We start from the raw sequence: 25913 nt of genomic DNA on the forward strand, positions 1-25913 counted from the left end.
GCCTGGGTGCACGCGTTCGAGGATATTCAGAGCAAGTAGGGGCGGCCAAACAAGACGCCGGGGCTAAAGCCCGGTGATTCTATGACCGCTTTTCGTGGGGCTGAAGCCCCACGCTCCCTCCGGAATACACCCTAGTTTCTCTGCAGGCAGTGGAAGCGTGCCCTGATGCGTAACAGATCGGCATTGGAAACTCTCGCCGAGTGTTATTGGCGGGAGACCTGGCCGCTCACGACATCCTGTGGAGGCACGGAGAGGACCTCTGCGGCTTCGGGCATGGGGGTTGGCAGTGGGCTTTCAAGGGCCAGGGCCAGCACCTCGTCCATGGTGTCGACAAAATGGAGTTTCATGAAGCTCTTGATGTTGTCGGGTAACTCGGCAACATCTTTCTCGTTGGCCTTGGGCAGGATGGTTTCGAAGATTCCTGCGCGCAGGGCCGCCAGCAGTTTTTCTTTCAAGCCACCGATAGGCAGAACCTTGCCGCGCAGCGTGATTTCGCCGGTCATGGCAATGTCGCGCCGGACTGGGATCTTGGCGAGCGCACTTGCAAGGGCCGTTGCCATGGTGATGCCTGCGGAGGGGCCGTCCTTGGGTATGGCGCCCTCGGGAACGTGCAGGTGCAGGTCAACATTGCGATAGAACTCGCGGCTGAGCCCCAGGGCCTGCGCGCGTCCGCGAATATAGGCGAGAGCGGCTTGAGCCGACTCCTGCATGACGTCGCCGAGCTGGCCGGTGATGGTGAGCTTGCCCTTGCCATCGAGGACCGTGACTTCGGTGGTGAGGATGCTGCCGCCGACTTCAGTCCACGCAAGGCCGGTCACGAGGCCCACTTCGCTCTTCTCGTGCACTTCGGAATCGCGGTAGCGCGCCACGCCAAGGAAGTCGCTGATGGATGCGCTGGTGATCTCTTCCTTGTGTTTCGCACCCTTCTTCACAACGCGCCGGGCTACCTTGCGACACACGTTGCCGATTTCGCGTTCAAGGTTGCGGACGCCGGCTTCGCGTGTGTAGTTGCGGATGATCTCGAGGATGGCATCGTCGCTGAAGACGACATTCTTGTCGTTCAAGCCGGTCTGCTCGCGCTGCTTCCTGACCAGGTATTGTTTGGCGATTTCGAGTTTCTCCTGCTCGGTGTAACCCTGCAGACGCAGAACTTCCATGCGGTCCTGAAGGGCAGCGGGGACTGTGTGCAGCACATTGGCAGTGGCGACAAAGAGGACCTGCGAGAGATCGTAGTCCACGTCGAGGTAGTGATCCTGGAAGGTTGTATTCTGCTCAGGATCGAGAACTTCAAGAAGCGCCGATGCCGGATCGCCGCGGAAGTCGGACGCCATCTTGTCGACTTCGTCGAGCAGGAAGACGGGGTTCTTGGTGCCGGCGCGCTTCATGTGCTGGATGATCTGGCCGGGCAGAGCGCCGATGTAGGTGCGGCGATGGCCGCGGATTTCGGCCTCATCGCGGACGCCGCCGAGAGACAGACGAACGAACTTTCGTCCGGTGGCCTTGGCGATGGACATGCCGAGCGAGGTTTTGCCGACGCCCGGAGGGCCAACGAAGCAGAGGATCGAGCCTTTGGGATTCTTGACGAGTTGGCGAACCGCGAGAAATTCGAGGATGCGCTCCTTGATCTTCTCGAGACCGTAGTGGTCCTCGTTCAGCACCTTTTCGGCGAAGTCGATTGAGCGTGTTTCTTTGGATTTTTTCTTCCACGGTACTGCGAGCAGCCAGTCGATGTAATTGCGGCTCACGGTGGACTCGGCCGACATGGGCGGCATTGCCTCGAGCTTCTTTAGTTCCTGTATCGCTTTCTCGAGTGTTTCCTTTGGCATGCCGGCGGCTTCGATTTTCTTGCGGAGCTCGTCGAACTCGCTCTTCTCGCCGCGCCCGAGCTCCTTCTGGATGGCCTTGATTTTTTCGTTGAGGTAGTACTCTTTCTGCGCGCGCTCCATCTGCCGCTTGACGCGCGACTGGATGTTGCGGTCGAGATCGAGTTTTTCGATTTCAATGTCGAGCACGTCGGCGATGCGCGCGAGGCGAGTAGCGGGATCGAAGATGCCGAGGAGTTCCTGTTTTTCCTCGATGCCCATTTGCAGGTTGGCGGCGATGGTATCAGAGAGCTTCGCGGGCTCGTCCATCCGCACGGTTGCAATGATGGTCTCGTAATTCAGAGATTGCTGCAGTTTGACGTACTGCTCAAATAGCGACGTTACGCGCTGCATCAATTGTTCGACGGCCGGCGTCATTTCAAAATCGGTTTTGCCGGTGCGCACGGTGGCGACGAAGAAGCCATCCTTGTCGTTGACCTCGGTCGATTTTGCGCGCTCGACGCCCTCGACCAGCACCTTGATGTTGCCGTCGGGCATTTTAACGCTCTGGACGATATTGCAGATGGAGCCGACCTGATAGATCTCCTTGGCCTTTGGCTCGTCGATGGAGGCGTCGTGCTGCGTGGCGAGAAATATTTTGCGATCGCCATTGAGCGCTTCTTCAAGTGCGCGGACGCTCGAGAGGCGGCCGACGACGAAAGGCGTCATCATATAGGGGAAGATCACCATGTCCCGGATGGGCATCATGGGAAGTTTGCGCGGCTCGCTCTTGTCTTTTGAAGAAGTCATAAAAGCACCATGGGTGTTAGACGCGGGGCGATGTCATGGGACTCAGGTATCCAGCGCGCCTTGTTGGGATTGTACAGCGGTTTGGGCAGACGGAGGGGGGCACGAATGCCTGAAGACTCAAAGGTCACATCTCCGAGTGAAGTGACCTTTGAGTATACGAAAGTCAGTTGCGTGTGAGGAAAGTGTCGAGGTCGCCGATGATATCAGTTTGCAGCCGGAATCCTTGTTGCGTCATCAACGACCACAACTGCAACGTGATCCATTCGGCTTTCAATTTTCAGGCCGAGTTGATCTTCAAGGGCTCTCTTCCACGCTGTAAAGATGTCAGTCCCCAGCTCGGGCGGCAGCTCTACGCTGAAGTCGTAGATGCCTTGCAGTCCCGTCTTGTCGAGGACCGGGATCGCAGGACCACCGGCTTTCACAGGAACTCCGGGGTTCTCCGGCGCGGGAATTGTGAATTGAATAGCCAGAAGATCGGCGAACTGGCGCATGCCACCGCGGAAGCGAAGTCCAGGGCCCGACGAGGAAGCGCTTGCATCCTGGACTGGTTTGATTTTCGGGCCATTTTTGACGATTTCCAATTCGTACACGCGCATCAATTTGCTTTCGCTGTGTTGTTTCAACCCGAAGCGGTCGACCAGAAGCGCGCGCAGCATTGGCTGCATCTGTTCTCTGGTCGCGCCCTCGAAAGCGCGTGCGGCAATGTCGTATTCATTGTGGTCGAGCCACGGCGGCCCGCTGACCTGATTGAGCTGGCAGTTCCATGCTTCCGCGATGAGACGCTTGAGCGTGACGTTCTTTCCGTTGAAGCCGGCGGGTGAGTAGGTTATCTGGTTGTTGTAGTCGGGGCCGACTTCGTGCTGGCTGGGCCGGACGGAGGCAGCTTCAAACGACGATGCCGGTGGCGGGGACTGCGCAAATGCGACGGCGCCGAGGAAGACGAGAAGAATTGTGGGTCGCCGGAAAAGCATGCGATTCACCATCTCGATCGTTTGATGCAAATGCACAGTCATACGAACACGGCGTCAGATCGGCTCGCGGAAAAAAAGCAACCCCTCCAATGGGAGGGGCTGCGGGAAGGAACAAATTGCGGATTGCTTAGCCGGCCTTTTCGAGCAGGCAAAGCGATAGATCGCGGCGCTCGACCATGTCTTTGGTGATTTCGAGGTCACGCACCTTCTTGTTGCTGGGCAGGTGATACATCAGATCGAGCATAAGCTCTTCGAGAATCATGCGCAGGCCGCGCGCGCCCACCTTGCGGGCCAGAGCTTCGCGGGCGATGGCGCCGATGGCGTCCTGCGTGAAGTGGAGGCGAACATTCTCATATTCGAGCAGGCGCTGATACTGCTTGACGATGGCGTTGCGCGGCTTGGTGAGGATCTCGACGAGAGCAGCTTCATCGAGTTCATCGAGGATGCCCATTACGGGGAGACGGCCGACGAATTCCGGAATCAATCCATACTTGATGAGGTCCTGTGGTTCGGTCTTGCGCAGCAACTCGGTGTCGCGATGCGAACGTGTTGTTGCCGCATCCGCCTCGGCATCCGCGGCTTTGAAGCCGAGAGCCTTCTTGCCGATGCGCCGACCGACTACGCGCTCGAGGCCGACGAAGGCGCCGCCGCAAATGAACAGGATGTTGGTGGTGTCAACCGCGGTGAACTCCTGATGCGGATGCTTGCGTCCGCCTTGCGGCGGCACATTGGCAACGGTGCCTTCGAGGATCTTGAGGAGTGCCTGCTGCACGCCTTCGCCGGAGACATCGCGGGTGATGGAGGGGTTCTCGTCTTTGCGGCCGATCTTATCGATCTCGTCGATATAGATGATGCCTTGCTGCGCGCGGGTGACGTCGCCGTCGGCGGCTTGGAGGAGCTTGAGGATGATGTTCTCGACATCTTCGCCGACGTAGCCGGCTTCAGTGAGTGTGGTGGCGTCAACAATGGCGAAGGGAACATCGAGCATCTTGGCCAGGGTGTGCGCCAGAAGCGTCTTGCCGGAGCCCGTGGGTCCGATGAGAAGGATGTTCGATTTTGCGAGTTCGACTTCGTTGTTGCGCATGCGGTTCATCTGCACGCGCTTGTAGTGGTTGTAGACGGCGACAGCAAGCTTTTTCTTGGTCTGGTCCTGGCCGATGACGTAGTCGTCGAGGAAGCCTTTGACCTCCTGCGGCTTGGGCAAGTGTCCGGCAGCATTGGCGGGATGCGTGGAATCTCCGCGATCGTCCTCAAGGATGGAGTTACAAACAGCGACGCACTCATCACAGATGTATGCCCGTGGATAGTCGCTGGGCGACGAGATCAACTTCGCTACAGCGTCCTGCGATTTGTGGCAGAACGAGCACCGCAGCGCTTCTTCAGGTCCCGTGCGCGTTTTCATTTTTCTGCTCCCTTTGGACTGGCCTTTTCAAAAGTGCTTGCAGTGTGCGGCCGCTATGTGCGCGGCCGATCGATGATTTCGTCAATGATGCCGTAATCTTTCGCCTGCGCCGAGTTCATGATGAAGTCGCGTTCCACGTCGCGTTCAATACGGTCGAGCGGCTGACCGGTGTGCTTCGCCATCAGGATATTGGTGATCTCGCGGATGCGGAGGATTTCGCGTGCATGAATATCGATATCCGTCGCCTGGCCGCTCAGCCCACCCATCGATGGCTGATGGATGAGGATGCGCGCGTTTGGCAGCGCAAACCGCTTGCCCTTTGTTCCGGCGAGCAACAGGAATGCTCCCATGCTGGCCGCCTGACCAATGCAGTATGTCACGACATTGTTGCGTATGAACTGCATTGTGTCATAGATTGCCAACCCGGCGGTAATGGAGCCTCCGGGAGAGTTGATGTAGAGCTGGACGTCCTTCTCCGGATCTTCGCCCGAGAGAAACAGCATTTGAGCAACGATGAGATTGGCTACCTGATCATCGATCGGCGTGCCGAGGAAAATGATGTTATCGCGAAGCAGACGGGAATATATGTCGTAGGCGCGCTCGCCGCGACTCGTCTGCTCAACCACCATGGGAACCAGTGCCATTCGAGTTTTATCCCTCGCGGGGTTATTGCCCCGTCCTATTTGATGGCCGTGGGGCCGGGGAGGTGCAAGTCCCGGTCAGCACAGCAGTTTCGCCAACTCAACGACTACGCGGGCAATCTTTCATACAGCAGACTTGCGGTTTTTTCGCGTTTCAATTGTTCCCGGATTCTAGCTAGCCCGCCGTCGTCCGTCAAACGCTGGCGGAGGGTCTCGTACGGTTCGCGGGACTGGATTGCTGCCAATTGTAATTCCCGGTCCAGCTCTTCGTCGGTGACCGTAATCCCTTCTTTTTCAGCGATCCGGTCCATCAGGATGTGAGCTTTGACCTCGGCGACGGCGGAGTCGCGCTGGGCGCCGCGCAGGCGGCTGAAATCGAGCTTGCGCATCTGTTCAGGGTTCATGCCCTGGGCGGCGAGGGCCCGGAGGCCACGCTCGAGGCGGGCATCAATCTGGTCCTGCACCAGGCTTTCCGGAACAGGGAACTGATACTTATTGACCAACTCGGCGAACAGGCGGTCCTTGGTTTCGGCTTCAACGCTGCGACGCTTGCGGCTGGCCATGTGCTCGCGGATACGGGACTGCAAATCGTCCAAACTTTCGTAATTTCCGACTTCCCTGGCGAACTCGTCGCTCAATTCGGGAAGTGTCCGCTTTTTGATGGCTTTAACGGCAACGTCGTAGGCGACGGTCTTGCCCTGGAGCTTGGTTTCAGGATAGTCGGCCGGGTAGATGACTTCGGCTTTCAGTTCCTGTCCGGCTTTTGCGCCGCGCAGAACCTGGGTGAACGCCTCAACCGTATCCTTGCCGCCGACCTCGACCAGCGAGTCTTCGCCGGTGATAGGAGCCGCTTCGGCGTCCTCGGTCATCAGGCCGGTGTAGGAGATCTCGGCCCAATCGCCGTCGACGATGGAGCGATCTTCTTCAACGGGCTCAACGACGGCGCGGGACTCGCGGAGCTGGGTCATTTCGTGCGCGTATTCTTCGTCGGTCACTTCGACGGAGGGCTTCTCGACGACAACCTGCTCGTAGCCTTCGATGGAGAAGTCAGGCAGGTATTCAAAGACAGCCCTTACGTGGAGCGGCTGTCCTTCGTCCACCGTCAGTTCCGTTACCTGCGGCTGGCCGACGGGGCGGATGCCGAGTTCGCGGACACCTTTGCTGAAGCGGTCAGGGAGCAGGCCGTCGATGACGTCTTTGCGGATCTCGGTGGCAAAGCGGCGGCGAACTACGGCCTCGGGCACCTTACCGGGGCGGAAGCCGGGAAGCTTGGCGTATTTCTGATAGTTCCGAACAACATTGCGGAAGGCCTTGGAGACTTCGTCCGCGGGGACATCCAGCACAAGCTCGCGGGTGCAATCCGGATTGAGTACCGGGCCGTGTTGATGTTCGTGGTTATGGTCGTGTTCGTGATCGTGGCCTTCGTGGCCGTGTGCGTCTTCGGGTGTACCCGATGCGGGATTCGTTTCGAGTGTGTCAGCGGTGCTCAACGTTGTACCTTCCGGGCGCGACAGGCGCCAAATCTTGCTGCTACAGCGGGCTGCCGCCAGACGGCAACAGCGTCGTGTGGCGGGGATACTGCCTCAATATCATGGTAAGAGGGTTTGCGGGGGCGGTCAAACGGGCCAAGCCGGAAGGGTTGCCTGGCGGACCGGAGAAGACACGTTACTGCTCGGACACCTCTGGTTTGCGCACATACGGAAGGAAGCGGGGGTGGGCAGCGCCGCACTCGGAGTAGTGCATACGGGCCTGGTTGAGGCTCAACTCGCCGTTTACGGTGTTCCGGACGTCGGAGGCGTCGGCATCCTCCTGGCCATCATCCTCCCACCAGCACACCGGACATAAGGCCAACGTGCTTGGCGCCTCAAGAGTCCTGTACCCGCAGCAAGGGCATCGAAAACGAATCGGTGCCATCCCCATGCCAGGATTGACGGGTTTCGGCGCGTGGGCGTTTACATGCGCGGTTCGGCTTGAAAGTCTGCGGATTCGTCAGCAGGAATCTGCCGGTCCCAAAGATATCAGGAAGCAAAAATCAGGCCAGCGGCGGATTGGCCCTGGCCTGATCTTCTCTTCCGCGCCTTGACGCGTCGCAGCTATTCCTTGCTGCTGACCAGGTTGAACATCGCACCTTGCGGATCCTGGCACTGGATAATCCATCCCCCTCCCGGCACCTGCATCGGTCCGTTGAGGATTTTGCCGCCCCCTGCTTCAACGCGGGATTTGGCTGCGTTGATCGAGTCCACGTTGAAGTAGAAGCCCCAGCACGACACCGGCATGTGAGGAGCCTTGGCCATCATGCCGCCGTCGCCCATCTGCTTGTGGTCACCCTCGTCAAAGAGGCGATAGAGGCCCATGGGGCCCATATCCATATCGGTAAGCTTGGTCCATCCGAACATTCTGCTGTAGAAATCGAACCCGGCTTCGATGTCGGTTGTGTAGAGTTCGTGCCAGCCGATGGTTCCGGGAGTGGGCGGCTCAGGACGTTGCGGTGACGGCATGGCGGGGTCAGGGGTAAAGACGACAAAGGCCGCTCCCTGCGGATCTGACATGACGGCGAAACGAAGCATGCCGGGAACGTCGGTTGCCGGCCTCCACAACTTTCCGCCCGCTTCCACGATCTTTTGAATATGCGCATCCACGTCATCGACGGAGATGTAGCCGATCCACGAGGTGTGGCCCTCCATCTTCAACATGCCGGCGAGACCGACACTGCCAATGTTGAAAGTCGTGTATTCCATGCCGCCGGTGCTGGGCATTTCCTGGGTGGTCCATCCGACAACCTCTGAGTAAAACTTTCCCGCGGCCTTGGTATCGCTCGTCATGAGTTCGTACCAGCCAAATTTTCCTTTGGGGGTAAACATTCCGGGGATCTCCTTGTTGCCGGGTGCAAGAGGCTTCGGCGCCCAGTCAACTTGTCGTTGATATCAATCCAACTCGCGCCGTGTCAACCAACGCTCGGTGAATTCTGAGTCAGAATCCGGATTTGAATTCACAGAGCGGAAACAGGCAGATGCTGCGCAAATGCGGAATGTAGAATCAAGGCCGCAGGAGGAATCCGATCAAGATGATATTCGTGCAGAGTTCTCGTCGTTCCCATTTGTTCATCACAACGTGCATGGTGGTGTTGTTCAGCGGCTCCCATTTTTCTGTGGCGGCTCAAGAAACGCAACCGCTGAAAGTTGCGATCGTGGGCCTCGAGCACGGCCATGTGGAGGGCTTCCTGTCGCAGCTTCCGAAGCACACGGCTGTGCAACTGGTGGGAATCGCCGACGCAAACACCGAATTGTGGCAGAAGTACGGCAAAAAGTATTCGCTGCCGGACACGCTGTTTTACAAGAGCGAAGCGAACATGATCGAGAAGACTCGACCGCAGGCGGTGCTGGTGTACACCTCGATCGGCGAGCATCGTCATGCTATCGAGATTGCTGCGCCGTACGGTGTGTCGGTGATGGTCGAAAAGCCGTTGACCATTTCACTTGAGGACGCGCTGGCGATTCGGAAAGCGGCGCGGGACCACAAGATCCAGGTGCTGGTGAATTACGAGACCACGTGGTACACGAGCAACAGGGCGGCGTACGAAGAAGTTCGCGAGGGGCGCATCGGCGAGATTCGGCGGGTGGTCGTGCACGACGGGCACCAGGGGCCAAAGGAAATCAATGTGCCGCCGGAGTTTCTGAACTGGCTCACAGATCCTGAGCAGAACGGTGCGGGCGCGCTCTACGACTTTGGCTGCTATGGCGTGGACCTGATGACGTGGATGATGCACGGCGAAACGCCGCTGACGGTGACGGCGGTGGTGAATCACGACAAGCCGCATCTCTATCCAAAGGTCGATGATGACTCCACGATTACGCTGCAGTATCCGCGCGCGCAGGCCGTGATTATGGGATCGTGGAACTGGCCGTTTGGGCGCAAGGACATGGAGGTCTACGGAGCCACGGGCTACGCCATCACGGTTGCGGCCGACCAGATTCGAATTCGGCATGAGCACGACGCAGAGGAGCACACGACGACTGCGCCGGCGTTGCCTGCACGGGAGCGCGATTCGCTTTCGTATCTTTCGGCAGTGTTGCGCGGCGAGATTGTGCCGAAGGGAGATCTGACGGCTCTCGATACCAACGTGATCGTGATGCAGATTCTGGATGCGGCGCGTGAGTCGGCGCGGACGGGACGCACGGTGAAGTTGAACAAGCTGGGAGATTGAAATCTGGCGTCGGACGGGCTTTCCCGGTTAGGGTTGCGCTTCACCGGTGCTGAGGTTTGATGCGTGAATGTGCACGATCTTCCATGCATCTCCATACCGTTTGAACACAATTGTGCGTCGATCAATCTCAGCCTTGTTGAAGATATGGAACGTGGCGAGCGCAACATCCGGGGAGAGCATTGTGATCTGCAGATTCTCAGGGTGCAACTGCATATAAGGCGCAGCATTGCGGCCCGACGTTTTCCGTATCCGGTCAAAAACGCCTTGCCATGCCTGGTCGAACTGTTCGCGAGTATCTACGCGTTTCGTATTGGGCGCCGCAGGATGGAACATCGTTGCGTCCGGTGCGAAGCAAGCTCGGAAGGTCGGCCAATCCAGATTGTCGAACGCCTGCACGAAGCCCCTAAGCGCAGCGTGCACCTGAGTCTCCGGTGAATCTCCTTTTGTATCCGCAGCTCGCCCGCAGACTGCAATGATCAGGATTCCCAAAAACCCAACGCGCGCTATGCTTGCCAATTTCATGCGAGTTCCTCCGGGGAATGTAGAATTTCGGCGTTTTCGGAGACAACGGCTATTTCGGCATATGTTCGATGGATACGCAACCGTGTGGTTGCGGGATGCGCTCTATTCGCCGAGGTGGCGGCGGAGATCTTCGGGGTGGCTGGAGTGGGCGTAGGCTGTGTCGCGGGAGATGCGCTGGTTGCGCACGAGTTCAGCCATGGACTGTTCGATGGTCTGCATGCCTTCGGAGCGGCCGGTTTCAATGTTGGCTCTGAGTTGGTGGTCGTCTCCACGGCGAATCAGATTGCGAATTGCACTGGTGGCCATGAGAATCTCGACGGCGGGATACCGATCGATTCCGTTGATTGCGGGTAACAACCGCTGATGAATGACGGCCAGCAGGGCGAGTGAGAGCTGACGTCGCATCTGGGATTGAAAGCCAGAGGGGAAGATATCGAGGATGCGTGAGACGGTCTGGGCGGCGTCGTTGGTGTGCAGCGAAGTGAGGACGAGGTGGCCGGTTTCAGCGGCGGTTAGAGCGGCGGCCATTGTCTCGGCGTCGCGCATCTCGCCGATGAGGATGACATCGGGATCCTGGCGCAGGACGGCGCGGACTGCCTGGGCAAATCCGGGGGTGTCTGATCCTACTTCGATCTGTTCCACGAGTGAGAGCTGATTCGGCTGCTGAAATTCGATCGGGTCTTCGATGGTGATGATGTGATCGTGGCGGGTGCTGTTGATGGCGTTGATCAAGGCCGCCATGGTGGAGGTTTTGCCGCAGCCGGTGGCACCGGTGAGGAGGATGAGTCCCTGGCGGCGCTCGGCGAGGACGGAGAGCGACTGCGGGAGGTGGAGCGACTCGAGGGTTGGGATCTGGCTGGGAAGGAGACGGATTGAGGCGGCGATGGTTCCACGCTGGAAATGGACGTTGGCGCGAAATCTTCCGGCGGATCCACGTTCGAAGCAGAAATCCAGACACTTTTGGCGATTCAGCTCTTCGAGCCGGGACGGCGTGAGCAGGGGCGTTAGCAGGACCCAGATGTCGTCGACCGAGAGTTCGCCGCCCGCCAGTGATTTAAGTGCACCGTTCACACGGAGGGTCGGAGACGACCCGTTGACCAGGATGATGTCTGATGCGTTCAGTGCAAGGGCTTCTGACAAAAGATGGTCGATGAGCTCTATGGTTTCCGCGGGGGAATCGGTTGAGGTGTATGGGAGACCGGCGGCCGGTGATGATGAATCTTTGTGCATACGGGGTAATGAAGCTCTCTGGGGGACGAGAGTTGCTTGTAGGACGCGCGCGCCGGAGGTTTCGCTCCATGGGGCGGAGATAAGAGGCAAAGCGTTCGAAGATTTGAAAAGCCCGGGTCTTGGTGAGCCCCAGGCCGTTCAAGGTTAGTGAAAACTGTTATGGGACGAAGAGCTTGAGGCGCACGTGCCACTTGGTGTTCTGGCCGGGTTTCAGGGTGACCATGCCGGTGTCCATGGAGCCCCAGACCTTGCTGAAGGGGTCGGCGAAATTGTACTGATCCTCGACGGCGACGAAGTTCTTGTCAGGGGGCGCGTAGGCCTGGATGGTTTTGATTTCAGGCGAGAGGCCTTCGATCCTGACGCCGTATTTGGCTGCGGGATCGGAGATGTTCACCTGGACGACGCCGTTCTTCCAGTCGAGTTGGCTCCAGTTGTCGTCGTAGAAATTCTTGTAGAGCGGCGCGCCGGCGCGGAGGTCATATTGCCCGGCGACGGGTACGAGCTTGCCGGTGGGAAAGACGTTGTCGTAGCTGTCGACGGTGGCCTGCATGGAACCTGGAATCTGCAAGCGAGCCTGGGTGCGGTCGCCGGAGGGAAAGTTGAAGTAGGGGTGCCAGCCGATAGCGATGGGTTCGGCTTCAGTGCCGACATTCTTCGCCACGACGACGGCGTCTACCGCGTCGGCGGTGAGGCTGATGGTGAATACCAGGTCGGTTTTCGAGAGCCAGTGACCGCCAAAGTCGCCGGCATGGATGACGCCTGTGACTTCTTTTCCGCCGGGGATGGTTTTCTCAGAAACGTCGTCGGTATGGGCTTTCAGGATGAGGCCGTGCATGGCATGGCGCTCGGCGCCGGCGAGCTTGCCAATATTGTTGGCGGGAAGGGTGATGGTTTTTCCCTGCCACTCGGTGGTCAGGGTCTTGCCGTCAGCGGAGAGTTTTCCGCGGATGCGGTTGGGATAGGGAACGAGGAAGGCCGATCCGAGGCGGTATCCATAGTCGCCATTGGCGTTATCGGTTTCGTCGAGCATCTTTTTGGCGCCTGCGACGTCAGGAGACGCGAGAACGTCGACGTTCCCGCGGCCGGGAAAGTTGGCGGTGATCTGGAGCAACTCCATGCCGCGGCCGGGCATGACGGTGATGCTGGTGAACTCGGGCTTCGTGGTGCTGGCTGCCTTGCGGGTAAGGGTGACGATTTTTTGTCCGCCAATTTCGGTCGAGGACTGGGCTTGGGCACTCATCATTCCCCAGCTTGCCACAGCGACCGGGAGAACGAAGAAAAGAACAGAGGTTCGAAGAGAAGGCTTCATTGCGATCCATCCCTGAAGGTGCGTTTGGATTTCCGGATTTGTGCTTTGCGGTCCGGCAATTCGCGGCACGTGAAAGCGTATTCCGAAAGCGGCCTCATTCTACGACATGGCGCCTTGGGCGGGAGGGAAATGGAGGGCCTGTGCGACGGAGTTTTGAACCCGGAAAGGACGGTTGCAGAGAGGGGATTGGCCATCCGTAACCGGGATGCCAAATGAGTTTTAGCGGGCGCGGACTCCGGATGATAAGTGGAAGTGATTCAACACAAACGCGATGGTCCCCGGAAAGTAACTATCGCTGCGCGAATTGGTCATGTTGCGTCGCGATGGAATAAGGGTACAATTCGACCCAATCACTGCCTTCTCCATTGCGCCAAGAGCAGGTGCCGTCTGCCCTGGCGAGTGCTCCGGTCTCGCCACTCACGTATCACTTCTTCGGGGGAATACCCCGAGAAAGGTCCACGGTCAGGAAAATGCTCCCCCTGCATAGGATTGCTCTTCGTTGCTTTGCCCTGGTATGTCTCTCCGTAGCTTTGCCCCATGCGCAGCCCAGCGCGCTCGCGCAGACCATCGCGCCAAAACGGTTGATCCTCGAGAAAATCAACGAGAGTCAATTGGTGAAGCTGGAAGGCAACACGCCACCAGCGGCAATCGCACAGAACGACCGCGGCCGTGTGAGTCCCAATTTGCCCATGGCGGACCTGATCCTGGTTTTGCGTCGCAGCCCTGAGCAGCAGGCCGCGTTTGATGCTTTTGTGGAGAGCCAGTACGACGCGACATCTCCGAATTTCCATCACTGGCTTGCGCCGGAGGAGGTTGGCGAGAAATTCGGCACAGCGCCGGCGGATATTGCGACTGTGTCCTCGTGGTTATCGAGCCATGGCCTATCGGTCGAGGAAGTTTCGAAGGACCGCATGACGATCCGCTTCAGCGGGAGCGCGGCGCAAGTGGAGGAGACGTTCCACACAGAGGTTCACAACCTTGTGGTGAAGGGTGAGCCGCACATTTCAAACATGAGCAATCCGCAGATCCCCATGGCGCTGGAGGCGGTGGTACTGGGACCGAAGGCGCTGCACAACTTTATTCCGCGTCCGCTGCACCGGACGGGAAGCGCCGTCGCGCTGAACCGGGAAACGGGTAAGTGGAAACGGGTTCCAGCGGGGAATGCGACAACCGCGAGCCCACGGCCGGAAATGGGTTTTGGCTGCGGAACAAATTGCGAGGTTGAGGATGTAGCACCGTACGATTTCGCGGCTATCTATAATGTGCTTCCGCTGTGGAATAGCTCAATCGACGGCACGGGGCAGACCATTGCGATTGCCGGAAGAAGCGACGTAAGAGCAGCGGACGTGGCTACATTTCGCAGCGCTTTTGGGCTGCCCGTACTGAAGACGGGGCAATTCAAGGTGACTAACAACGGTACGGATCCAGGGTTCTGCACGACACTCTCGGGGGTTTGCACGCTTGACGACCAGGTTGAGAATGCGCTGGATGTGGAGTGGTCGGGCGCGGTTGCAAAGGGCGCAACGGTAGACCTGGTGGTGACGCAGCAGACAAACACGAATGACGCGATCTTCCAGTCGGCGCAGTACGTCATCAACAACAATACCGCCACAATTCTCAATGTGAGTTACGGTCAATGCGAATTGTTTCTGGGGACAAGCGGAAATACCGCGTACAACAACCTGTGGCAAAGCGCATCGACGGCAGGGATTGCCGTGTTTGTGGCTTCGGGCGATTCCGGCTCTCCTTCGTGCGACCAGGGTGGCGACGCTTCGGGCACTCCTTACGGAGCGAAGTTTGGCTTGAGTGTAAGCGGCATTGCGTCAACCCAGTACAACACAGCGGTTGGCGGGACCGATTTGAACTGGGGTTCGAGCGCGGCGCCCTATTGGAACAGCACAAATAGTGGCACCAACGGCTCGTCGGCGAAGGGCTATATTCCCGAAGTTCCGTGGAACGATACCTGCACCAATCCGATCATTGTCGCGATTCTCAATGGCAACCTCGGCCAGAGTCTTTCAGCGAACCAGCTGTGCGATGACATCGCGACCAAGGCGGTCACCTCGACCAACGAGCAGGCCCTGCTTGACCTCGTGGATGTCGTCGGCGGCAGCGGCGGCCAAAGCAATTGCACCGTCAACAGCACTACATCGACGACCGCGCTCCCAGATCCGACTAGTTGCTCGGGCGGATATGCGAAACCAAGCTGGCAGACCGGGGTGACCGGCATTCCAGCGGACGCCAAACGCGACATTCCGGACGTTTCATTCTTCGCTGGGAACGGATTTCTGGGAACTGCCTACTTGATTTGTGTTTCCGACACCGGAACATGTGTCGCTTCGGCGACGTCGACCACTGAGCCCGGCGGGGAAGAGGTTGGTGGAACCTCAGTTGCTTCTCCGGCGATGGCTGGAGTGATGGCGCTGATCAATCAGAAAGCCGGAACGCCGCAGGGCAATCCAAATACGCAGCTTTATAAGCTTGCGGGCCAACAAACCTATGCAAGCTGCTCCGCCGAAACGGTCACCACGTCGTCGAGCAGTTGCTTCTTCAACGACATCGACACGGGAACAATTGCGATGCCGTGCCTTGCCAACTCATTGAACTGCACCTTGGCTGCAACTGGAAACGCCTATGGTGAGCTGAGTGGTTTTGCCGGGGGAACGGGTTATGACGAGGCAACCGGACTGGGTTCGCTGAATGTGGCCAACGTGGCGAACGCGTGGGTTTCGCCGACGGGCACGGCAACGGCGACAGTGGCTGTGGTGGCTACGCCGAGCACCATCAACGTGAACCAGACTACGAGCGTGACCGTGACGGTGAGCGGCGCAAGCGGAACACCGACCGGGCAAGTGTATCTGACAGGCGGTGGATATACATCCGGAAGTAGCACGCTGGCCAGCGGCGCTTTTACCTTTACGATTCCGGTCAACAGTTTGAGTGGCGGAGCCGATACTTTGACTGCGCACTATACCGGCGACTCAACGTATGCGCAGGCGACCGGCACAGTCAGCGTAACCGTGAACAAACTTACGCCGACCGTGGCGGTGGTTGCGAATCCGACTACCGTGAATGCCACGGTAAACAGCGTGAATGTTTCTGTTACGGTTACCGGCGCAGGACTGACACCGACGGGGACCGCGCAGCTGAGCGGCGGGGGATATACGTCGCCAGCCTGTACGCTTGCGGCCGGCGCCTGTACGATTACCGTGCCTTCGAATAAGCTGAGCAACGGTTCCGACACCCTTACTGTTACCTATAGCGGCGACACGAGCTATGTGACTGCGAGTGGCACGGCGACGGTGACGGTGACCGTCTTTACGCCGACGGTGACGGTGACTCCCTCTGCGAGCACCCTAGCGAAGGCATCCACCTTGACAGTGCAGGTAGCTGTAGCGGGAACCAGCGGTACACCTACTGGCTCAGTGCAACTTAGCGGCGGCGGATTTACCTCGCCGGTGACCACACTCGTCGGGGGCAGCGCAACGATTACGATTCCCGGCGGAAACCTGAGCGCGGGAACCGACACGTTGACCGCGAATTACTCCGGCAACACGACTTACCTGTCTACGACTGGAACGGCTAGCGTAACGGTTACGGTTCCAACTCCAACGGTGACGGTGACAGCGGCGGCTGGGGGCATCAACTCGGGTCAGAGCCTGAATGTGACGGCAGCGGTCGCGGGAACCAGCGGAACACCAACCGGCACGGTGACATTGTCGGGAGGGGGCTATGCTTCCTCAGCGCAGACGCTTGCATCAGGCAGCGTTACGATCGCCATTCCTGCGAACAGCCTTAGCGCGGGAACAGACACCTTGACCGTTAGCTACAGCGGAGACAACAACTTCGCAACGGCAACGGGAACGGCAAGCGTTACGGTGACGCAGTCCACTTATACGCCTGCTGCGTCAACGCCGGCGAACGTCAACCGCGGCACTCCGGCGACCTCGACGGTCACCTGGACGACTAGCAACAACTACTCTGCCAATGTGGCGCTGAGCACTTGCACGCTCAATTCGGGGAGTCCGACGAACTCGGCTGCGGACGCTCCGAAATGCACGGCGAATACGACAGCGTTTGGATCGAGTGGAAGCGCGACTGTAACCGTAAGCACCACGGCGGCGACTACAGCAGCGCTCAATAGGCCGGCGTTTCCGGGCATGGCTGTGACCGGATCGGGCGCGATTCTTGCGCTGGTGGTGTTCTTCGGAATTCCGGCACGTCGGCGTGGCTGGCAAGTGATGCTCGGGATGTTTCTGCTGCTGATGACCCTTGGCAGCCTCGCAGCTTGCGGTGGCGGCGGCGGCAAGAGCAACGGCGGCGGAGGTGGTGGAACCAGCGATCCTGGAACGGCTTCAGGCAAGTATGTGTTCACCGTAAATGCAACAGGCACCGATCCAGCCAAGACAACGGCGACAACAACCTTCACTGTAACCGTGAACTAGTTTCATCATTTGCTCGGCAAGCTGGCCCTCCCTGCGGGGAGGGCCAATTTGTCTTCAAGGCATTTGCAGCCCGGCATGATTGGATTACAACGCGACTTCGACCAGGGGTTTACGCTGCGCAGCGGATAGAATCGGAAAAGGCGCAACGCCATTTCTGCCTTAGTTCGCACAGGAAAGTGGACGTGAGCAATCGATGAAATCCTTGTTGCTGGAAGAGTATGGGAAGTTTGCCATTGCAGACCTGCCAAGGCCGGAGCCCGGCGAGCAGGAAGTGCTGGTGCGCGTGGCGGCTTGCGGCATCTGCGGCAGCGATGTGCATGGGTACGACGGATCGTCGGGACGACGCATCCCTCCGCTGGTGATGGGCCATGAAGCGGCGGGAGTGATCTTTTCAGTTGGCACTGGTGTCACGGCGTACAAGCCGGGCGATCGGGTGACATTTGATTCGACGGTCTATTGCGGGCAGTGTGTGTACTGCCGTCGCGGCGAAATGAATCTCTGCGACCGACGCCAGGTGATCGGCGTTTCGTGCGGCGAGTATCGCCGAAACGGAGCGTTCGCGGAATTCATCGCGGTGCCCGAGCGCATCCTGTATCGTTTGCCGAGCAAGATGTCGTTTCCCGAGGCGGCGATGCTTGAGGCTACTTCGGTGGCGATCCATGCAGTAAAAGTGAGCGGGGTGAAGAAGGGCGATACAACGCTGGTGGTTGGCGCCGGGATGATCGGCCTGCTGACCATGCAGGCATTGCGCGCGGCGGGTGTGGCGCGGGTGATGATTGCGGACATTGATGAGACGCGCCTTACGCTGGGCGAACTGCTGGGCGCCGACGAAGCACTGCGCGGGACCGGCGAAGAGATTGCCAAAGCTGTGCTGGAGCGGACGGGCGGTGTGGGTGCGGACGCGGTGTTTGACGCAGTGGGCCGCGCCAAGACGGTTGCGGAATCGATTGACAGTGTACGCAAAGGCGGCACGGTGACGCTGATCGGGAACATCGAGCCGGAGGTCAGTTTGCCGCTGCAGAAGGTAGTTTCGCGGCAGATCCGGATCCAGGGAACGGCAGCTTCGGCGGGCGAATATCCGCAAGCGATCGAACTGATCTCGAGTGGTCGGATCCAGGTGCGGGCGTTGATCACGGCGGTTGCGCCGCTGGAAGAGGGCCCTAGCTGGTTTGAGCGCCTGCATGCGCAGGAGCCGAACCTGATGAAGGTGGTCTTGTCTCCGAATGAGGAAGCACGCTGAAGACAGCGTGAAGCGAGGCTGCACTGTGACTGATTCGCTTTTCGATCTAACGGGCCAGGTTGCGATTGTGACGGGGACAAGTCGCGGCCTGGGACAGTACTTTGCACGGGCGCTGGCGAAGGCCGGCGCAGACCTGGTGCTGACGAGCCGGAACCTCGATTCACTCAGAGACTTTGAAGCGGAGATGCGAGGCCTGGGGAGGCGCACGATCGCGCTTGAGCTTGATGTGCGCGAACCTGCCAGCATCGAACGCATGGTGAGCGAGGCTACGGCAGCGTTCGGGCAGATTCATATTCTGGTGAACAATGCGGGATGCAACGTGCGCAAACCGGCGCTTGATATTACGTGGGACGACTGGAACCTGGTCCTCGATACGAATTTGCGGGGAAGCTTTTTTGTTGCACAGGCAGTGGCGCGCGGCATGATCGAACACGGTTACGGGCGCATCATCAATATCGGGTCGGTGACCAGCGTCTTCGGCTTTGCGGGACTGGCGCCTTACTGCGCGAGCCGCGGCGGGATTCGGCAACTGACCATGAGCCTTGCGGACGACTGGGGCGGGCACGGCGTTACGGTGAACTGCCTGGCTCCCGGCTGGTTCAGGACAGAGCAGAACAAGGTGCTCTACGAGGATTCGGAGTGGGTGGAATATCTGACGGACCGGATTCCGGTGAAGCGTGCGGGGCTTCCGCATGACCTGGATGGAGCGGTCGTGTTCCTGGCGTCTGAGGCGAGCCGCTACATCACGGGGCAGACGCTGCTGGTGGATGGAGGCATCTCGACCGGCGCAACGCGGGCGACGGTCGCGCATAAATAAGCCACGGAGAACCGCGATGACTGCTCATCACGAGTAGAAACCCGCTCGCAACAAAAAGGCATTACGAAACGATTGTTGGCGCATCCAAGATGCCACAGGGCCCGGGGGTACGGGGGCCTTGTTGACAACTAAATCCTGACGGTGCTTCAATTACGCCGTTGCACAATCGATTGCGCAATGTGCGCAAGACAGTTCAACTTCCCCGATTGCGACAAAAGAGACAATTTGCCGGCAAGTCGGCAACCCGTTGAGGAGACCCCGATGCAGACGACTCATTTTGTGAGGTCGAACCGATCTGGCTATGGCGACGCCATGCCCGAATATCAAAAGCCTGTCTGGTGGATCGCGTTGATGGTGCTGATCGTTCTTACCGTGACACCTGCCCACGCGCAGTTTGGCGCGAGTCTTGGCGGCACGGTGTTGGATCCGAGTGGAGCGGCGGTTCCGAATGCAACGGTCACTCTGATCAATACAGGCACTCAGCAGACGCAAACGAAAACAACTAACGACACCGGGTTTTTCATATTCAGTGCGCTGCCGCCGGGAAACTACTCACTCGACGTGAAAGTGCAGGGATTCAAAGAGAAGAAGACCGACAGTATCGCGGTGGTGGCGGAAACGCCTCGTAACCTCAACGTCAGCCTGGAGACAGGCGGGGCGTCAGAAAGCGTGACCATTTCGGCGAGCACACAGCCTGAATTGCAAACGGCGGACGCCAGCATCGGCTCGACAATCACAAGCGAAGAGGTGGAAAAGCTGCCGATATTCGGCGGCGATCCCTATGAACTTCTCCGCACCGCGCCGGGGATTACCGGAGATGCAGCGCGCGCCGGGAATGGGAATGCCGTGTTTCTGCCCAATGGAGCTGGACCGGGCGGATCGAATAGCGGTGTGTTTCAGACAGAGAACGGCGTGCAAATTGTGGCCGATGGCCAGCGCCAGGCAGACAACAATTTCATGATAGACGGCGTGAGCGTGAACTCGCTGACCCATGGCGGCAATGCGGTGGTCACACCGAACGAAGAAGCCGTAGGGCAGATGACGGTGATTTCCACCTCCTATGATGCCGTGGATGGACGCAACAGCGGCGCGCAGATCAAAGTGGTGACCAAGAGCGGCTCAAACGCCCTGCACGGCGGCGCATTCTTTCTCTACGATGACCCGGGGTTGAATGCGTACAACAAATTCGCCGGACCAGCGGCAGGAAAACCGGTTCGCGACAATAACGCGCAGCGGACATGGGCGGGATCGCTCGGTGGTCCGATCATTCGAAACAAACTGTTCTTCTTCGCTTCGTATTCGGGCTTCAGCGTGCACCAGAACGCGATCACGAACGAGTGGGTGGAGACGCCGGAGTTTCGTTCGACCTATCCGGGGGAGCGGCCGGGTGGTATCAGTGCCGGAATCTTTGCCCTGCCGGGCATGGCTCCACGCGTGGTTGGGGTGAATCCGTCGCTTACGGATTGCTCTGCGTATGCGAACCAGGGAGGGTTTCCGCCGGTTGGTGGTGTAATGCAAACAGCGACCTCGGGTCCTTACTGCAATGTGGTCGGCGACGGAATCGACATCGGCTCTCCAACTGCGGGCGGCGCATCGCAGCTGGGTGTTTATCCGCGCCTGAATTATCCGGATAATCCGACATCAAACGCGGTAACTGGTGGTGGTCTGGATGGCGTGCCCGATCTTTACAATGCGGCGATCAGCAATCCGAGCCATAGTCGCGGCAACCAGTTCAATGCGCGCGGCGATTGGAATTTGAGTTCGAGGGACCTGCTTGCGGGCGTGGTGTACTTTACCAAGCTCGATAACTTTGGCCCCAGCGGTACGAATGGCTCGCGTCCGCTGGACGACGTGCCGTTCAAGCCGTTGAATTCGGCTGCTTCGGCGATCTTCATCCATACCTTCTCGCCTACATGGCTCAACGAACTTCGCGCGAACGGCACGCGGTTTGCAGAGAACGGAATCAGCGACGCAGGGAACGCAGTCAATTTCGGGCTTCCCTACATCAATGTGCAGAGTTTGCCGGGCGGCATCAATCCTCAATATGGCGTCAACTGGTCGCAAACCAGCCCGGCCGTATTTGCTGAAAACACATACGAGATACGTGACCTGGTAACGCATACGTGGGGAGCACACACGCTGAGATTGGGCGCTGAGGTGCGATTCGAGCAGGACAATGACAATCTCTCTGGAGAGGATCGTCCAATCTATGCCATGCAAGGACCCTGGTCGATGCTCAATGATGCGCCAATTTTCGAGCAGATCACGGCGAATCCGAACACCGGCGGCATCGCGGAGACGCAGAGGTATTTCCGCGATCAGGACATCGCGATCTATGCACAGCACGACTGGAAGCTGACGCCGTACTTCACGCTGAATACAGGCTTGCGGTGGGAGGATTTCACCCCGCTCCACAACAAGAATTTTAAAATCAACTATCCGGTGCTGGGGCCTCCGGGTCTGGAACTCGCGAACATGGCGCTGGTACCGCATGACAACCTATGGGCTTCGCATAACAACAACTGGGGGCCGAAGCTCGGGTTTGCGTGGCAACCGGGTGGCGATCCGAAGCTCGTCGTGCGCGGCGGCTTTGCGGTCGCTTACAACCACCTCGACATCGCACTTTTCAATCCGGCAGGGGAGGATGGTCCGAACGTAGCGCTGTATAACCTGTGCTGCGGCACTAACCCCCTGGATTTCGGTACGCCGTTCGCAGCCGGGTCGATTTTGTACGGGGTTGGCTCAAGCAATTCGCCAAACAGCTTCCCGACGAATGCTGCTCTGGCGACCGGAGTGAATTCCAACGGTTTCCCGAATCCGCTGGGGGGAGGCACTCCGAGCGTGGAAGTGTATGGCGCGCCGGCCGCCACGCGGCCGCCGATGAGCTATCTGTATTCGTTCGAAAGCGAGTACCAGATGCCGTGGAACTTTACGGCGACGCTGGGCTATGCCGGCAGCGAAGGGCACCATTACGCGCGGCTGGTGAACCAGAACTTCCTTTATAGCAATGCGAACTCGCCGGTATTTGCTGCGTACTTTGCGCAGACCGATTCGAACCAGAACTACAACGCGATGAATGCGCAGCTAAGGCATTCTGCGGGTCACGGCGTGTCGTTCAGCATGGTTTATACATGGTCAAAAGCACTTGACCAGGTATCGAATGGCGATCTCGCTGACGCTTCCGCGAACCAGACCAACCCGGTCGATAACAGGTCGGAGTGGGGGCCATCGGACTTCGACGCGCGTAATCGCATCACGACCACCGCCCTTTGGGATGTGCCGAAGATTCATACCAGCAACGGCTTGACGGACACGCTGTTGAACGGGTGGCAGGTGAATGGCATCTACACGTGGCATGGCGGTTTTCCCTACACGCCGGTTACATTCAACCTCGCAACATCGGCGTTGGTGCCGGGTTCCGGTGTGGTCAGCCCCACGCGTCCGCTGGCTTATAGCGGTGGAGTCGTTCAAGGCTGCTCGAACGATCTGTACATGAACGGAACTGATTTCCCAAATCGCGGTGGGGATGGAACGGCCGGAGGAACGAACTACTTCAATACAACTCCGCCGACGAACTCGCACAAATACGTTCCTGGCATCAGGCGCAACAGCTTCCGGGGGCCCTGCTACAAGGACCTGGATATGAGCTTTGCCAAGCAGTTCGCTCACGACTTCGGCGAGCATCACACGCTGCTGCGGTTGCAGATGAACGTATTCAACGTTCTGAACCTGCTGCAGCTTCAACCGATCACGAACGGAAATTCGAATCCCGGCGCCAATATCAACAATCAGTTTTTCGGTTATGCGCAAGGAGCCGATTCGGGCCGCGTGATCGAGTTAAACGGCCGAATACAATTCTGATGTTTGTTGTTCAATTGCACTGGGCGGACTACGTGTCCGCCCAGTATTTTTTGATGAGGAGATTCAGCTGGCCGCTTCGTCCTTTCCCGTAGCGGGTGACTGTTCTTCAGCGCCTTGAGCGGCAGCTTCAGAGTGCAGCGCCGTGTGTCCCGTGGATTTTCGCACGACGAGCTTGGGATAGACGGTGATTGCTTCGGGTTGTGGATGCGGGATCTCGTTACGGATAAGCGAGAGCAAAGTGCTGGCCGCTACCTGGCCCATGCTGCGGAGGGGCTGATGGATAGTGGTCAATGGCGGATGGTGCATCGATGCAGCCTTGATGTCGTCAAAGCCTAGAACGGAGATATCTTTGGGGACGCGCAGGCCAGCTTCGCGCAATGCGGAGATGGCGCCGATGGCAGTGACGTCGTTGAAAGCGAAGATTGCGGTGAACGGATGATTCGTTTGCAGAAGCTGCCGGGTCATTTCCTGTCCGGGATCAGGGCCGGGCTCGGGGCTTTGCAGCTGGACCACCAGGCGGTCGTCGATTTCAATTTGGAGATCGCGTGCGGCCTGGACGATAGCCTGCCAGCGCAGGACGGTGTCAGAACTGAATGCCTGGCCTTTGATGAAGGCGATCAGCTTATGGCCAAGAGACTTCAAGTGCGCAAGTGCGAGGTGCGCGGCCTGGTCATGGTCGAGCTCGATATTGATGACCCCATCGCGGCGATCGTGGCCGGAGATTGAAACAACCGGCACCGGCAGATCCTCGCTCATGGAAGAGTCGACGGCGATGATGCCTTCTACGGATCGCGCGAGCATCATGCGCGGATAGCCTTCGAGCAGATCGTCCCGGTGGCGGTGGCTGGCGACGAAGTAAAAGTAGCCGTCCTTGAGTAACTCGTCTTCGATGCCGCTGATGACGGTGGTGGAGTAGCCTTCGCTGATTTCGGGGACGATGACGCCGATGGTGTAGGTGCGCTTCTGGCGCAGGCCCCGCGCCATGGTGTTGGCTACGTAGCCATTGAGGGCGGCAGCATGGAGAACGCGCTGCTGGGTTTCTTCGGCGATGCGGTGCGCTGTCGCTTCTCCGTTGATGATGCGGGAGACTGTGGACTGCGAGAGCTCGAGCATGGCAGCGAGCTCTTTCAGCGTGATCGGCTTGATGGGTACTTTGGCCAAGTCATCCTGCTTCCGGAATTGTCTTATACGCAATCATGCGGTTGCGTGGAATCCGGCGCGCTGCATTGCAGTGGTCGCTTCGGGGTTGCGCATGAATGTATCCCAAACCAGGCCCGTTCGGAGGTTCTCTGCCATCAGGACCGAGATGCCCTGATCGATGCCGAGAACGTCGGTGTCATACCAGTTCGCGGAGGGATGAAAGGCGTCGACAAACCCGTAGCGTCCCCACGCCTGTTTGCCCCACTTGTCTCGCATGGCGCGTTGTACGGCAATGCAGTCGACGGGCACAAAGGCCAGCGAGCCCGCTGAAGCGTTGGGAACCACGGTTCCATCCAGCGGCCCCTGCGGCGGCGGCCCTCCCCAGGCCGTGTAGCCGCCCTGGTAGTCGGACGCGGATACCCCCCAGTAGTCTTCGTTGTACCACTTGGGATAGGAGAGGCAGAACGCCTTGTGCGCGCGGGTTGCGATGACGGAATTCTCAAAATAATTGGTGTACGCGTCGCGCTTATTACGGAAATCGAACCATGCGTGCGAGTACTGGTGCGTGAAGATGGGATCGTTGCCGCTGATGAAGTTGAAATCCTTGTAATGAACGACGGGACGGGTCCAGCTCTTCCAATACTCGCCGCCGACGGGATGCGTTGGCGAACCGATGGCCAGCAGATAGATCATCATGAGTTCGCAGAAATGTTCCCAGCGAGCATCGAGGAAACCGGCATCGGAGTGCCATCCCATGGAGAATGTCTTCCCGCCGTTGAGCATCCATGGCCAGTCCACGCGTTCGTAAATCTGGCTGGCGAGTGATTTGATCTTTGGATCGTTGAAGTGCGCGCGCGCGGTGAGGACGCCGCAGAGCAGTAGGGATGTGTCGATGGAGGAAAGCTCTACGCCTTTGACGGGTTCGCCAGTCTCGATGTCGCTGAAGTGATAGTAAAAGCCATGGACTTCGGGGAATTTGTTCAGGTGCCAATCGAGTGTGGTTCGAACGCGTTCGACGATCTGCGCATGCGGCAGGTAGCCGCGCTTGTCGGCGATGCACAGCGCGGTCAGGCCAAAGCCGGTAGCGGCAATGCTGGCCATGCGGCGCGGGTCGCGGCTGCCATTGAGGTCATTGCGAGCGCGATCGAGTACCTGGCCGGTCTTGTCGCTGCCCTGCTCCCAGAAAAAGAGACAGCCCTGTCGTTCGAGATCGTCGAGGAAGGCTTGATCGCCGCTTTTCGGCTGCCACGAACCTGCGCCGAGGAGTTTGGAAGGCAGGAGCGCGCTTCCGCCAGCAGCGGCAAGTGATTGCAAGACCTTGCGGCGTGTTATGGATGTCAACGGCGCACCGTGATTCAAGATAATCCTCCTGCTTTGCTCAGACGGATCCGCGACGAGGCGGGTCGTGAACGCTCGGCAAACTCAGTAGCCTAATCCTTGACTTGAAATGTTCGAGCCCAGTATTCGAATCCGACAGGCCAATTGGGGTCAAAGGCAACGGGCGCTCAACCTGGGTGCG

Annotated in this window: 17 protein-coding genes; 5 read left to right on the forward strand and 12 right to left on the reverse strand. The window is 58.7% G+C overall.

Annotated features, from left to right (window positions below; translation table 11 throughout):
* Positions 1-203: 203 nt before the first annotated feature.
* The 7 genes from lon to VK574_RS00210 form a co-directional block, all read right to left on the reverse strand.
* Positions 204-2612, reverse strand: coding sequence for an endopeptidase La (gene lon / locus VK574_RS00180; RefSeq protein ID WP_472797732.1), 2409 nt, complete (start codon positions 2610-2612; stop codon positions 204-206).
* A 203-nt stretch (positions 2613-2815) separates the two neighbouring features.
* Positions 2816-3583, reverse strand: a complete 768-nt coding sequence (locus VK574_RS00185) for a TIGR03435 family protein (protein ID WP_472797733.1) — start codon at positions 3581-3583, stop codon at positions 2816-2818.
* A 127-nt stretch (positions 3584-3710) separates the two neighbouring features.
* Positions 3711-4985, reverse strand: a complete 1275-nt coding sequence (gene clpX, locus VK574_RS00190; RefSeq protein WP_472797734.1) for an ATP-dependent Clp protease ATP-binding subunit ClpX — start codon at positions 4983-4985, stop codon at positions 3711-3713.
* Between the two features lie 53 nt (positions 4986-5038).
* Positions 5039-5629, reverse strand: a complete 591-nt coding sequence (clpP, locus tag VK574_RS00195; protein ID WP_472797735.1) for an ATP-dependent Clp endopeptidase proteolytic subunit ClpP — start codon at positions 5627-5629, stop codon at positions 5039-5041.
* 104 nt (positions 5630-5733) lie between these two features.
* Positions 5734-7116 (reverse strand): trigger factor, encoded by a 1383-nt coding sequence (tig, locus tag VK574_RS00200; RefSeq protein WP_472797736.1) that lies wholly within the window; start codon positions 7114-7116, stop codon positions 5734-5736.
* A gap of 175 nt (positions 7117-7291) precedes the next feature.
* Positions 7292-7546: a CPCC family cysteine-rich protein gene (locus VK574_RS00205; RefSeq protein WP_472797737.1), complete on the reverse strand. Its 255-nt coding sequence runs from the start codon at positions 7544-7546 to the stop codon at positions 7292-7294.
* 173 nt (positions 7547-7719) lie between these two features.
* Complete coding sequence (locus tag VK574_RS00210) at positions 7720-8487, reverse strand: VOC family protein (RefSeq protein ID WP_472797738.1); 768 nt, start codon at positions 8485-8487, stop codon at positions 7720-7722.
* 203 nt (positions 8488-8690) lie between these two features.
* On the opposite strand from VK574_RS00210, the gene VK574_RS00215 reads away from it, so the two are divergent.
* A complete protein-coding gene (locus VK574_RS00215; RefSeq protein WP_472797740.1) occupies positions 8691-9830 on the forward strand; it encodes a Gfo/Idh/MocA family protein in 1140 nt (379 codons plus the stop codon).
* A gap of 27 nt (positions 9831-9857) precedes the next feature.
* Here the strand turns inward: VK574_RS00215 and VK574_RS00220 are convergent, their stop codons facing one another.
* The 3 genes from VK574_RS00220 to VK574_RS00230 all read right to left on the reverse strand — a co-directional run bounded on the left by VK574_RS00220 (position 9858) and on the right by VK574_RS00230 (position 12891).
* Complete coding sequence (locus VK574_RS00220) at positions 9858-10352, reverse strand: YybH family protein (protein ID WP_472797741.1); 495 nt, start codon at positions 10350-10352, stop codon at positions 9858-9860.
* Between the two features lie 102 nt (positions 10353-10454).
* Positions 10455-11582 (reverse strand): type IV pilus twitching motility protein PilT, encoded by a 1128-nt coding sequence (locus tag VK574_RS00225; RefSeq protein WP_472797742.1) that lies wholly within the window; start codon positions 11580-11582, stop codon positions 10455-10457.
* A 157-nt stretch (positions 11583-11739) separates the two neighbouring features.
* The gene (locus tag VK574_RS00230; protein WP_472797743.1) at positions 11740-12891 is read right to left on the reverse strand and encodes an aldose 1-epimerase; all 1152 of its coding nucleotides are present in this window, start codon (positions 12889-12891) and stop codon (positions 11740-11742) included.
* Positions 12892-13361: 470 nt separating this feature from the next.
* Here VK574_RS00230 and VK574_RS00235 point away from each other — a divergent pair, with 470 nt between their 5' ends.
* The 4 genes from VK574_RS00235 to VK574_RS00250 all read left to right on the forward strand — a co-directional run bounded on the left by VK574_RS00235 (position 13362) and on the right by VK574_RS00250 (position 23254).
* Positions 13362-17336 (forward strand): Ig-like domain repeat protein, encoded by a 3975-nt coding sequence (locus tag VK574_RS00235; RefSeq protein ID WP_472797744.1) that lies wholly within the window; start codon positions 13362-13364, stop codon positions 17334-17336.
* Positions 17337-17529: 193 nt separating this feature from the next.
* Complete coding sequence (locus tag VK574_RS00240; protein ID WP_472797745.1) at positions 17530-18576, forward strand: zinc-dependent alcohol dehydrogenase; 1047 nt, start codon at positions 17530-17532, stop codon at positions 18574-18576.
* 25 nt (positions 18577-18601) lie between these two features.
* Positions 18602-19393, forward strand: a complete 792-nt coding sequence (locus VK574_RS00245) for an SDR family NAD(P)-dependent oxidoreductase (protein WP_472797746.1) — start codon at positions 18602-18604, stop codon at positions 19391-19393.
* A gap of 261 nt (positions 19394-19654) precedes the next feature.
* Positions 19655-23254 carry a TonB-dependent receptor gene (locus VK574_RS00250; protein WP_472797747.1) on the forward strand — a complete coding sequence of 1200 codons (3600 nt, stop codon included), beginning with the start codon at positions 19655-19657 and terminating at the stop codon, positions 23252-23254.
* A 63-nt stretch (positions 23255-23317) separates the two neighbouring features.
* Here the strand turns inward: VK574_RS00250 and VK574_RS00255 are convergent, their stop codons facing one another.
* Positions 23318-24415 (reverse strand): LacI family DNA-binding transcriptional regulator, encoded by a 1098-nt coding sequence (locus tag VK574_RS00255; protein ID WP_472797749.1) that lies wholly within the window; start codon positions 24413-24415, stop codon positions 23318-23320.
* Positions 24416-24448: 33 nt separating this feature from the next.
* The gene (locus tag VK574_RS00260; RefSeq protein ID WP_472797751.1) at positions 24449-25753 is read right to left on the reverse strand and encodes a glucoamylase family protein; all 1305 of its coding nucleotides are present in this window, start codon (positions 25751-25753) and stop codon (positions 24449-24451) included.
* Between the last annotated feature and the right edge of the window lie 160 nt (positions 25754-25913).

It is taken from the genome of Occallatibacter sp., from assembly GCF_035317045.1.
In the GTDB taxonomy this organism is placed as follows: Bacteria; Acidobacteriota; Terriglobia; order Terriglobales; family Acidobacteriaceae; genus Telmatobacter.

Coding starts and splice junctions, on each gene's coding strand:
- VK574_RS00205 (WP_472797737.1), bottom strand. CDS start 7,546: ATGGGGATGGCACCGATTCGTTTTCGATGCCCTTGCTGCGGGTACAGG.
- clpX (WP_472797734.1), bottom strand. CDS start 4,985: ATGAAAACGCGCACGGGACCTGAAGAAGCGCTGCGGTGCTCGTTCTGC.
- VK574_RS00230 (WP_472797743.1), bottom strand. CDS start 12,891: ATGAAGCCTTCTCTTCGAACCTCTGTTCTTTTCTTCGTTCTCCCGGTC.
- VK574_RS00185 (WP_472797733.1), bottom strand. CDS start 3,583: ATGCTTTTCCGGCGACCCACAATTCTTCTCGTCTTCCTCGGCGCCGTC.
- lon (WP_472797732.1), bottom strand. CDS start 2,612: ATGACTTCTTCAAAAGACAAGAGCGAGCCGCGCAAACTTCCCATGATG.
- clpP (WP_472797735.1), bottom strand. CDS start 5,629: ATGGCACTGGTTCCCATGGTGGTTGAGCAGACGAGTCGCGGCGAGCGC.
- VK574_RS00225 (WP_472797742.1), bottom strand. CDS start 11,582: ATGCACAAAGATTCATCATCACCGGCCGCCGGTCTCCCATACACCTCA.
- VK574_RS00210 (WP_472797738.1), bottom strand. CDS start 8,487: ATGTTTACCCCCAAAGGAAAATTTGGCTGGTACGAACTCATGACGAGC.
- VK574_RS00250 (WP_472797747.1), top strand. CDS start 19,655: ATGCAGACGACTCATTTTGTGAGGTCGAACCGATCTGGCTATGGCGAC.
- VK574_RS00235 (WP_472797744.1), top strand. CDS start 13,362: ATGCTCCCCCTGCATAGGATTGCTCTTCGTTGCTTTGCCCTGGTATGT.
- VK574_RS00215 (WP_472797740.1), top strand. CDS start 8,691: ATGATATTCGTGCAGAGTTCTCGTCGTTCCCATTTGTTCATCACAACG.
- VK574_RS00220 (WP_472797741.1), bottom strand. CDS start 10,352: ATGAAATTGGCAAGCATAGCGCGCGTTGGGTTTTTGGGAATCCTGATC.
- VK574_RS00240 (WP_472797745.1), top strand. CDS start 17,530: ATGAAATCCTTGTTGCTGGAAGAGTATGGGAAGTTTGCCATTGCAGAC.